This is a genomic window from Flavobacterium sp. HJJ (genome assembly GCF_015351475.1).
GTDB lineage: Bacteria > Bacteroidota > Bacteroidia > Flavobacteriales > Flavobacteriaceae > Flavobacterium > Flavobacterium marginilacus.
The window spans coordinates 1-12,380 of sequence record NZ_JADKPR010000034.1 but is presented as its reverse complement, the minus strand read 5'-3'; the positions used below and the strand labels follow the sequence as shown (position 1 = coordinate 12,380).

Annotated in this window: 2 protein-coding genes; both read right to left on the bottom strand. The window is 38.6% G+C overall.

Going from position 1 to position 12,380, the window contains the following annotated elements:
* Positions 1-568: 568 nt before the first annotated feature.
* Entirely contained in the window at positions 569-4,774 is a 4,206-nt protein-coding gene (locus tag IRZ80_RS19260) for a hypothetical protein (RefSeq protein WP_194643723.1), read from the bottom strand.
* A 573-nt stretch (positions 4,775-5,347) separates the two neighbouring features.
* Positions 5,348-12,380, bottom strand: a 7,033-nt coding sequence (locus IRZ80_RS19255; protein WP_194643721.1) for a PKD-like domain-containing protein, incomplete at its 5' end; no start/stop codon positions are given.

Below are 12,380 nucleotides of genomic sequence, written 5' to 3'. Positions count from 1 at the left end.
GTTTACCTCGATTCTTTTTTTTAAATACGATTGTCTTGAACTTTCTAAACCAGTAGTCACAAGCACAAGTTCTTCGAATTGAAGGGTATTAAAAAATCTTAGAACTGCATAATAACCATATGTATTGCAGGTTATTTTAACTAACTGTAAAGTGGTTATAATTGCTGATTTCATAATGTATGTGTTTTAATTTGCTGTATCAAATGTAGGTTTTCTAAAAAATAATGCTTTCAGTATTTCGCTGAAGGAATATTTACTTTCGTTAAATATAAGTTTTACTACGATAAATGGAAAAGAAAGTTTACAAAAAAACAAAACAAAAAGCAATCAGAATCAAACCAGAAACTTAACTGTCTAATATCCAATGAGATTATACCAAACACAACTAAACCACTATAAACTTCAGTTCGTAGTGGTTTAGTTAGCAAAGTAAAGTCTGCAAAACTTGATTACGGAAAATCTGTGAATGTGTTTATAAAAAACTTTTTTAGAAGCCAAAGCCGGTACAAAAAAATCCCACTCTGAATAAACAGAATGGGAATAAAAATTTCAAAAAAGGAATCATCGGTTAATCATGAAAAATAATTTCTTCGCTTATCCATTTGCCGTCTTCCAATTGTACCATAACAATCATAAACTGATTACTGGCGTTTAAACTATCAATAATGAATTCATTCTTGTCAACTTTGTATTTTTCATATACTAAGCTTCCTTTTAAATCATACACTTTTACGGCAGACACATTCTGGTCAAAAGAATTGATTTTTATCTTACGGTTTCTTACGGATACAAAAACTCCATTTTCTTTTACTTGAGTGTCTTCAGCCGCTAATTTAGAAGTATTGTCGGTAAAGCGCATTACAAAACGGTCATTGAATACACCGATTGCTGTTGTAAATGAATAAGAACCTGTTTTTAAATTATGAATTGTATTAGTCATTTTGTCAACCAAATAAATAGTCTGGTCAGCCATACTGCCGTCAGTATTATCAATACTAATCTGGAATGTTCCTGCTATTGTGGTTTTATACCCCAGCGGTACTGCATCGGCTTTGTCAAATGGAAGTGCGCGCCCCTGAATGGTATAATTTTTTGAATTATTAACACTATAAAAATCTACTAAGGCATTCCCATTGCGGGTTACTGCATCATACAATTTATCAAAATCATTGGTTGCTCCTGCAATATAACCTACTAATAGCTGTTTGAATGCACCACCTTCATTTGTTAAATTCAGCCAGATTCTGGCTCTCTCAATTGCTTTTGTTTTCTTAGTATTAGACTGTTTGAAAAACTGACTGTTGTCAATAAATTGACCAGGACTAGCGTGATCAAACCGCATCGAATTGTCAAATTTAAAATAATCATCCAAATCACTCACAACAAAAAAGGATTGTCCTGCAGCTATTTTTCCCATAGGAGTTACACCGGTGCCATGACTGCTTGGTGCAGTGGCTCCTCCGCCAGTAAGATTAAATACCGCATAATCATCTGCTGTATAAACATAGGCAGTGCCCGCAGTATTCAATTGTCTGGCTGTATAGTGCGTCCAAAAATATAAAGCTCCTCCTGCAATGTCTGCATTGTCCATCAAAAACGATTCTGCATCTACAGCGGAGGGATATGGGTTACCTATTAAATTGGTTCTGCCAGCTCCTTGAGATCGTATGGACTGAAGTCCGTTAACAGGGACTCCTTTAAACGCAACATTTTGATAAAGAGGAGGACTGCTGGTACGGACACGGATAATATATCCTCTTGCAATATCCATAATGGTACTTGCTGGCTGTGCTTCCCAAGCTCCTAAAGTATATCTGTAATACCTGTCGCTAACCCACAAATCACTTAGTTTCTGACCCACAACAGGCGAACTCCAATATTCGTAATCAAAATCTTTTAATCCAGGTGTAGTACGTTTGTAAGTTATTGCTCCATGATTTACAGAATTATCATTTAACTGTACCAAACTCGAATTGTTCTCAAAAATCAGACTCCCCTGAACATCCAGAGCGTTAATAATATTCAAAACTAATCCAGAAGCAATCGTTACTATCACACCAGTATTAATCACACAAGAGCAGGAGTTTACCGAAACAGGGAGGCTATAATCGGCATTAAAAATAACAAAATCATTCAGAGATGGTGCGCCTGCAGGAGACCAAGAGCCATTCCATGTTTTTGCAGCCAGCGGCTGTAATGCAGCTGATGCACTTGCCGAAACACATCCTGAACCTATTTGATAGGTTACAGCATAATCTCCTGAGGCTAGATTCGCGAATACTCCTGTAGTATTTGTTACCGCAGCGACCACAGGATTAGTACCCGTTAAGGTATATATAATTCCTGAAGCCGGCACTGGTGTATCAACTTTTATTGTACCTGTTGGAACAACACAGGTAAGCGGTGTTACCGTCATAGCTGCTGCTGAAGGAATAGCATTAACCGTAATTACTGCACTGCCCGTCATGTTGCCAGCCACAGCTGTACATTTAGAATCACTTAGTGCAGTTACTGTATATGTTTTTGTGGATGATGGCGTAACATTAAAAGTATAGGGACTTGAAGCTATTCCCGTTACCGAAACTGGAGTCGTGCCGTCAGTATAAGTCAAATTCCAAGGACCAGTTCCAGTCAAAGCTATAGAAATAGCTGCTGATGTACCATTACATACCGCTGTGGTGCCACTGACAACAGAGGCAGGTCTGGCATTAACCGTAATTACAGCACTGCCCGTCATGTCGCCAGCCACAGCTGTGCATTTAGAATCATTTAATGCTGTTACTGTATATGTTTTTGTGGATGATGGCGTAACATTAAAAGTATATGGACTTGTAGCTATGCCCGTTACCGAAACAGGAGTAGTTCCGTCAGTATACGTTAAATTCCATGGGGCAGTACCAGTCAAAGCTATAGAAATAATTTTTGATGTGCCATTACATGTCACTGCAGTACCGCTGACAACAGAAGCAGGTCTGGCATTAACCGTAATTACTGCACTGCCCGTCATGTCACCAGCCACAGCTGTACATTTAGAATCACTTAGAGCTGTTACTGTATATGTTTTTGTGGATGATGGCGTAACATTAAAAGTATAGGGACTTAAAGCTATTCCTGTTACCGAAACCGGAGTAGTCCCGTCAGTATAAGTCAAATTCCATGGGGCAGTTCCGGTCAAAGCTATAGAAATAGCTGCTGATGTTCCATTACAGATCACTGCAGTGCCGCTGACAGCAGAAGTCGGCTTAGTATTAACCGTAATAGTTGCAGGAGAAGAATCTTCAGGACAGCTGCCAGCAGCATTTGCTTGCACTATCGCTCTATATTTAGTCGTCAGACTTAAATCTGTTACTGTTAAAGTTATTGCTGTATTAGCAATCACGGTACTAGTTATAAAATCATCCACTGAACTTTCCCATCTTATTACACTAGCTTTTCCTGCTCCATTACCAATAGGAAGAGAAGTACCGGACAAGGTTAATGTTGTACTGTTTGTAAAAGAACAATAACTGGCACTGCTGCTTACTGTTCCTGCTGTCACCGTAGTGGCAACAACTGTTACAGCAAAAGTTTTAGCAGCACTTGTACCGCAGCCGTTAGTAGCCGTAACAGAAATATTCCCATTATTGCCAACTGATCCTGTTGTCACAAAAATTGATGTTGTTCCGTTTCCAGAATTTATAGTCCAGCCTGACGGAACTGTCCAAGTATATGAAGTAGCTCCAGATACAGCGGCGATTGTATATATCTGCCCTGAATTCGAAGGACACTGAGGTGTAGTTCCCGTAATGGTGCCTGGAGTTGATGGAGAAACAGTAGTTATAGTTAATGTTCCATAATCACCGTTTTTAGTGCATCCTCCTGAAGTGATTTTTGCTCTGTATTTATTTCCGCTTAAACTTGTTCCAGAAATTGTTACTGTAAGAGTATTTGTTGTAACTCCTGAATATGGAGCACTATTTGTCAAATCACTCCAGCCGGAACCTGAATTTACCTGCCATTGATAGGAAGGAGAACTGCCGCTGGTAGTAACCGTAAAAGCAGCTGTAGGCGAACTTGTGCAGACGATAGCATTTGAAGTACCGCTAACTGTATACGGACATACTCCATAAAAAACAGTGTTTACCAAATCAACTAAAACCTGAGTTTCTGGAGGATTATTCACAGTTGTCCCCGGCGGTACATTATTGTCTATAGAAACAGGAGTTATTGTAACTGTTGCATTAGGATTTACGGCATAAATCTGACCGGTACCATTTCCTCCTGTCAAATTAAAGTCTCCTATAATATTCCCGCCGACAATTACATTTCCTTGTTTTTGTAATTGAGAAGTAGCAGGACTTAGCAAATCTCCTACAATAATAACGGTGCTTTTCCAAAAATCGGTAGTACCATTATTAACATAATTTCCATAAACGATTATCGTTGAGAGTCCAGAACCATTAGCTGTGCTAAAATTCCCTCCAGAATTTACAGTGAAATTCCCCGAAGTGGTACTGCTTCCAACTGTAAACACAACGCCGTCATTAACCATTAAAGTTCCTGAGACACTAATACTTTTTGCTGCAGCATCTGCTGTAATGGTTACAGTACTTCCTGATGCTATTATAACATCATCTGCTGCAGTAGGTATAACACCTCCTACCCAAGAACTGCCGGAATTCCAATTTCCTCCAGTACCAGTACTTGTTATAGTTGCTCCAGACACTGCTGTCTGGATAAATAAAGAGAACAAAAAAGCTGCTAAAATCTGAGATTTAGGTAGAATTATTTTCATGTGACTTGGTGATTTTGTGGTATTTTTTATTCTGAAAACGAGAAAAATAAAAAGACTCGAACAGCTTTTTATTTCTTTAGGAACAACAATGTTCTGTTTTCATGTAAAATAGACGCACACAAACACAAAACACGTACTTTAGCATACTAAAATTAGATAATAATAATTAAGTATCACAATAAACCCAATATTATACGTAATTACCAGATAAATAGCCAAAAAATTATTATTTTGTAAATTTATAGACACAAAATAAAACACCTCATTTTACAGTTTTTAACCGTTTTTTTTCTGCTTCTTAAAAAAAATCTGTTTTCTAACTGCAAATAATTCCCTTTGGATGTTAAAGAACATTTTCAATAGTGTTCCAAATACTTTAGCAGACTAAACTGCTGAAGCGTTAAATTCTAAAAAAGAGCGATCTGACGCCATTTTTATATCGAACCATGTGTAAAATCGAGTTTTATAGAAAATGGTATTCTTCCCTCAAATACAGCTGCTCATAAATTCTGGCAATAAAAAAATCCCACCCTGAATAAACAGAATGGGATTAAATTTTTAACAGAATATCATTTATTCATGAAAAATGATTTCTTCACTTATACGAGTACCATCTTCCAGTTCTATCATGACAATCATAACCTGATCAGCGGCGTTTAAAGTATCAACAATGAATTCATTCTTGTTTACTTTGTTTTTATCATAAAGTAAGCTGCCTTTTAAATCATATACTTTTACAGAAGATATAGTCTGGTCAAAAGAATTAACTTTTATCTGGCGATTTCTTACCGATACAAAAACCCCTTTGTTCTTAGTTACTGTATCTCCAGTACCTAATTTAGAAGTATTAGTATAACGAAGGACAAAACGGTCATTAAACACACCTGTCGCTGTTGTAAACGAATACGAACCGGTTTTCAGGTCATGAATAGTATTAGTTAATTTATCCTCCAAATAAATGGCTTGATTCACCATACCGCCGTCAGTATTATCAATACCGATCTGGAATGTTCCTGCTATCGTAGATTTATAACCCAGCGGTACTGTATCTTCTTTATCAAACGGCTGCGCACGTCCCTGAATTGTATAACCCTTAGAATTATTTACACTATAAAAATCTACATAAGCATTACTATTAAGAGTTATTCCATCAAATAATTTATCAAAATCATTGGTCGCTCCTGTAATATAACCTACTAACAGCTGCTTGAAAACACCTTCAGTATTAGTAAGATTCAGCCAGACTCTATCCTTTACAGTCTTTGCCGTTTTCTTAGTCGCTGACTGCCTGAAGAACTCGCTGTTATCTACAAATTGACTAGGATCGTTATAATCAAAACGCATTGAATTGTCAAATTTAAAATAATCATCTGCTTCACTAACCACAAAAAAGGATTGTCCTGCGGCTATTTTCCCCGTAGGAGTTACACCTGTTTGATGGGCAGCAATAATACTCGGAGCCGTACTGCTGGCTCCTGTCAGATTAAATAACGCATAATCATCAGCATTATATTTATAGGCGGTTCCTGTACCATTAATTTTTCTAGCACTAAAATGTGTCCAAAAATACAAGAATACACCAGTAGTGTTACTGCCTATAACGTCAATATTGCTGCGGATAAACGACTCAGCATCAATAGCCGAAGGATATGGATTACCTATTAAATTGGTCCTGCCGGCACCTTGAGATCGTATGGAATGCAGTCCGTTAATAGGAACACCTTTAAATTCAACACTTTGTCGGAAAGTAGGATCGCTGGTACGCACGCGTATAATATAACCTCTTGCAGTACCCATTATGGTACTAGATGGCTGTGCTTCCCAATTCCCGGTAGTGTATCTGTAATATCGGTCACTTGTCCACAAATCGCTTAACAACTGATTTTCTACAGGAGAACTCCAGTACACATAATCATAATCTTTCAGCACAGGAGTAGTACGCTTATAAGTTATTGCTCCTTGATTTACTGCTTCATTTGTCTGCACCAGACTTGCATTGTTTTCGAATACTAATTCGCCCTGTACATTCAAACCGTTTAAAATGTTTAAAACCAATCCAGTTCCGTCGGTAGTTCCATCAACAGTACCAATAGTAACCTTTTTACCAGAATTAACAACACAAGAACAGGAATTTACAGAAACTGGAAGGCTGTAATCAGCATCAAAAATAACATGATCGTTTATTGATGGAACTCCAGCTGGAGACCAAGAACCATTCCATGTTTTTGTAACCAGCGGTACTATGGATACAGAATTACTTCTATCAGAATAACATCCCGAATCTATCTGGTAAGTCACAGCATAATCTCCAGCTGCAAGATTCGTAAATTGGCCTGTACCATTTTGCGCAACAGCAACCTCAGGACTTACACTCGTTTTAATAAGAGTATAAGTCAGTGTTCCCATTACAGAAGAAGGCGGAGTAGCTTTCACTGTACCTGTAGGAACAGCACAAGTTGGATCAATTTTTGTAATTATCAGTGCTGATGGTGCAATTGAGGTTAACGAAACCCAGATATAACTCGGACAGAACATATTATTTGCGGTTACAAAAACATTCCCGCTTTGCGCACTTGTACCTGTTGTAACAGTAATCTTATTTGTTCCGCTGCCGCTTAAAACACTCCAGCCTGCTGGAAGAGTCCAGTTATAACCAGTGGCTCCTGGTACTAATGCTATACTAAACTCAGCTGTAGTTGATGGACAATAGTAAACAATACTGCTGGATGCTACTGGTGTACCTCCATTCAAAGAAATATCTCCTGAGTCAGAATTTACGCTTAATGTCACAGCATTGGAGGTTACTGACGGCGTACAAGTACCGCTTATGACACAACGGTACTGATAAGTATCCATTCCTATAGCCGCTGTCGTGATGTTCATTGTAGCAGCGGTTACATTTGAATATACGCCGCCATTGGAAAGATTATTAAAAGTTCCTCCTCCATTAGTACTTAACTGCCACTGATATGTTAATCCTGCTCCAGAAGCTGCAACAGTAAATGAAGCATTGTCCGCTTCACATGCACCACTGTTTGAAGGCTGTGCCGTAATTGACGGCAGTGCATTGACTGTTACTGTTGCACTTTGTCCTGTAATAGTATTAGAACAAGCAGGAGTATCTTTATACACTACGCTTTTCAAACTATACACAAAACTGCCACCAGCAATCGTTGAAACTGCTACATTTGAAGTACCGTTATTTGATGCCACTTCTATCGTTTGATCGGCACCTCCATTAATGGTATAAGTAACTATTTCAATAACTGTCCTAGGGTTAGTAAAAGTAATATTTGGCGACACCGCTCCTACACACACAGTTGTTGTGCCTGAAATAGTCGCTGTAGCCATAGGACGAACTATCAAATTAGCATGACCCTCTACGAAAGGTGCTGTTCTTGTACAAGTTGCATTAGAAATTGAAAGCAATGTATAACCTGTATTTACTGTCGGAACACTACCTCCCGGTGCAAAACTGTAAGCCGATGCATTCGGTATTGTAATTGTATATTGTGCCAAAGTAGTATCATTTTGATAAGTGATACTATAAGGTGCAGAAAAAGACAAGTTCTCTGCATCAAAAGTTAATTGCGGACTGCCTCCTGCGCACATAGTTGTTGCAGAGAAACCACTAGATACGTTATTGGGTAAAGGATTCACTGTTACAGTTACTGTAAATGCTGTACCTATACAAGTTGCAGCAGTTGGTGTTACCGTATAAACTACATTAATAGGAGCATTAGTAGTATTGGTCAGAGTACCGCTAATGTTTGCCTGACTCGTTCCGGATGCTGTCCCAGTAATACCAGCAACAGAAGGTGCTGACCAAGTATAAGTTGTTCCAGAAGGAACTACACCATTTGTCCCATTAGCTGGTGATACTGTGAATCCACTTCCACTGCAGGAAGCAGCTGTCATATTAGTAATTGCTGGTGTATTCACAGTAATAACTACTGGATCACTAGTAACAGAACAACCAGAGTTATTCGCTGTAGAACCTGTAACGACTCTTCTATAATAAGTAGTTATGGTTGGAGACACACTATAATCTTCCGTAGTGACACCTGTATTTGTCCATGGACCGGTACTAGCTGGTGACGACTCCCATTGAAAAGTTAAAGAAGGATTTACCGCTCCATTAACAAGATAGGAAGATCCATTTAAAGCTACTGCAGTACCACTGCAGATTGTTGATGCAGCAGGGGTAATAGTATTAGTGGATACATTAAATGCAGTAATTGAAAAACTAACTTCATTTCCCACTCCATTTTCATAATAATCTAATACAAAATCATCATTCCCATCTAAACTAACTAATGTGTTATTATAACTTGTAGCTCCCTGATCAATCCATTTATCAATAACGGTTGTTCCATTCAAAGAAAGTCTTACCCCATCATCTGCTCTGACATTTACCAGATAACAGCCATTTCTAGTGGTCTTCATTTTATAACGAACAGCAAAACCTTCGGTGTACATGCCTGCTCTTTGTGAACCGCCAGAATAAACAGCAAAACAATTTGTATTTCCTCCAAAACCTTCAGTAATAGTTTCAGCAGGAACATTATAATAACCCGCATAATGAGCAGTATCAAATAAATTAGGTGCTGTTCCTCCTGCATTATAAATATGACCAACCCAAGTATTAGTCCCAAATTCATTCTGAGTTTCTTGTGTATTACCTATTGCAGTTTGAGTTACCGTTATTCCTGAAGTACCAGCTGTTCCGTTTGTATTGCATCCAACGGCAGACAAAACAACTTTTATCTGACCCGAAAGCGAAGAAACCCAATTGGTTATTGTAACACCGCTTGCACTTGTTGCAGAAGCTGCAGGGGATACACTAGCATCTGTTGCTGCATCTAAAATAGTTATGTTTTCGTTGTAGCCAGCAAAAGCATTTCCAACAGAGAAAGTATAAGTAAAGCCTTTAATCACATTCACTAAAACGTATTGACCGCCAGCAGCATTACCACTAGTATAAGTCATTCCATTATCAGTACAAAAAGTCTGAGTTGTTCCTACCTGTGTTGTTGCTGCAATAGGTGAAGAACTAGTAGTTACGCTCTGTCCCGATGCTGCGTCTGCACTCGTATTGCCTGCACAAGCATTATAAGCTCTAACACGATAATAATAGGTTGTTCCGCTAGTCCCGGTTACATTATATGAAGTAACTGCACCAACATCCAAACCATTATAACCCGTAACAAAACTAGTAAAATTACTTACTGTTGAAACATCTAATTTATAATTTAAGGCTGTATTTACTGAAGCCCAATTAGCAGTAAAACCAGTACAGCTAACATTTGTAGCTGCCGCTAATACTGGAGCTGGTATAGTTATAATTGGACTCGTTGTTATAGTTATCACATTACTGACCGTAGCTCCACACGTTCCAGAAACCGGAGTAGCAGTTCTTCTATATTGAGTTACTATATTATTTGTAGTACTTGTAAGAGCTGGTGGCGTATAATCTAAACCTGTTTCACCTGCAACGGTAACCCAACCTGCACCATTAGTATTGCTTTCCCACGAAAAAGTAAAAGAAGGGTTGGAGTTAACGTTGTTAGGATTTCCATCATAATCATAGGATCCTTTAATAGTGGTAGCAGTACCGCTGCAAAGCTTAGTAGCAGCAGGTGTTATCACATTGCTTGCCTGATCATAAGGAACAATACTAAAATACGTTTCGCTTAGACCTGCATTTTCATAATAATCAAAAACTAGATCAGTACTATTGGTTGGAAAATTTACAAGCACACTCGCATAAGTAGTTGTCCCATGATCTCCCCAGTTATTTTGATTAGCAACTACTGTGTTACTGCCAACATATAACTTAGTACCATCATCTCCTTTAATTGTAACTAAATAACAGCCTGCCGGTCTTGTAGAAGTCATACGATAACGAACTGCAAAACCTTGCGTATCTATATTGGTATAATTACCTCCATTTGAATATACAGGGAAATTATACTGATTTCCTCCGCCAAATTGCTGTAAGCCAAAACTTTCGGATTCTGTATAATAACCCGCATAACCCGTAAGCCCGCTAGGCGCAAACATTGGAGCATTATAAGCTCCTGTTACTGGCGATGCCACTAAAGGAATGTTGTAAACATGACCAATCCATGAATCTGTACCTGATGCTAACTGATTATCCTGAGTATTGTTTATTCCTGTTAATGTAACCGTTATTCCTGAGTTACCAACTGTACCATTGGCAGCACAATTTCCTTCTGTTAAAACAACTTTTATCTGACCCGAAAGAGAAGAAACCCAATTCGTAATTGTGGAACCAGCTGAACCTGCAGCAGTAGCAGCAGGTGATACATTAGCATTTGATGCATCCAAAATAGTTAAAACTTCACTTGAACCCGCAAAAGCATCACCTACCGAAAACGTATATGTAAATCCTTTAACAACATTAATTAAGGCATACTGACCTCCATTAGCATTGGGTGTCGCATAAGTATTTGGATTATCGATAGTAAAAGTATATGGAGCAGTTCCCACTGCCGCTGCAGGAGTGATAACCGGTGTGCTGACAGATAAAGAGACAACATTACTATAAACAGGGCCGCCACATCCATTAGTTGCCTTGTAACGGATGTTCTTGCCATTATCTGTAAAAGCAACTACATAAGGAAGTGTTAATGTTGAATAACTGCTTCCTCCAGCTGTTGTAGATATCTCCCAGCCCTGTGAACTTACAACAGAACCATTATCAGTCACTGCAGGTGCAGCTGGACTGAAAGAGGCTCCCGGACATAAAGCTGCTGGAGCTGTTATATTAGCAATTGTTGGTTTATCATTTATGGTTAAATCACCACCTACAAATGTTATCGCATAATTACTAGCAGAAAAACCTGCCCCTGTAGGGTTTGACGGCATTATATTCCCTATATATGAACCTGCCGTCTGGCTAAGTGAAGCATCATATCCTCCTGTACTTGTCAAAGTAACACTTGTTATAGTTTCTCCGTTTTGTAATCCAGAGGCTGTAAAAGCAGTTGTTCCCAAAGTTAATGCTGTTCCATAACATTTGCTTCTATTGCTAGCAGTAATTGTTATCGTTGCTTTATTGATTGTAAATGCCAAAGCACTTGATGATGCTGCATTATAATTAGCGTCGGAAGCGACACTTGCAATAACCTGATATGTTCCGGCATTGATTGGACGAGTGGCACTCGGACCATATGTCGTTACACCGGTACCCGAATAACTATAGGTTACCGCTCCTGTAGAACCGGTTACTGTTGAAGTCGTAGGTCCTTGTACCAAACCTGTATACGTAAAACTTATCGAGCCAGTTGCAGTAATGGCTGAATTGGCTTTAGTAATTGTAATGGTTCCTGTTGCCGCACTAAAACTATAGTTTGCAGCCGTCAATCCAGTTATAACCGGAGTAATGGTTACTCCAGCAGTTCCTGGTGCTGTTGTTGATGTATAAGGAGTTGTATAAGTTACAGAACCTGTTATAACCGAAGAGTTCTCTCCGTTTACAAAACCAGTTACGGTATAAGTAGCTACTGCTTTTACTGCGGTACTTGTTGTTCCGTAAACAACAATTTGATCATCCGCAGTAATTGTTAAAACTGCTTTGTTA

Bases quoted from the DNA above. Each gene is read 5' to 3' on its own strand.
- IRZ80_RS19260 (WP_194643723.1), bottom strand. From the start codon at position 4,774: ATGAAAATAATTCTACCTAAATCTCAGATTTTAGCAGCTTTTTTGTTC.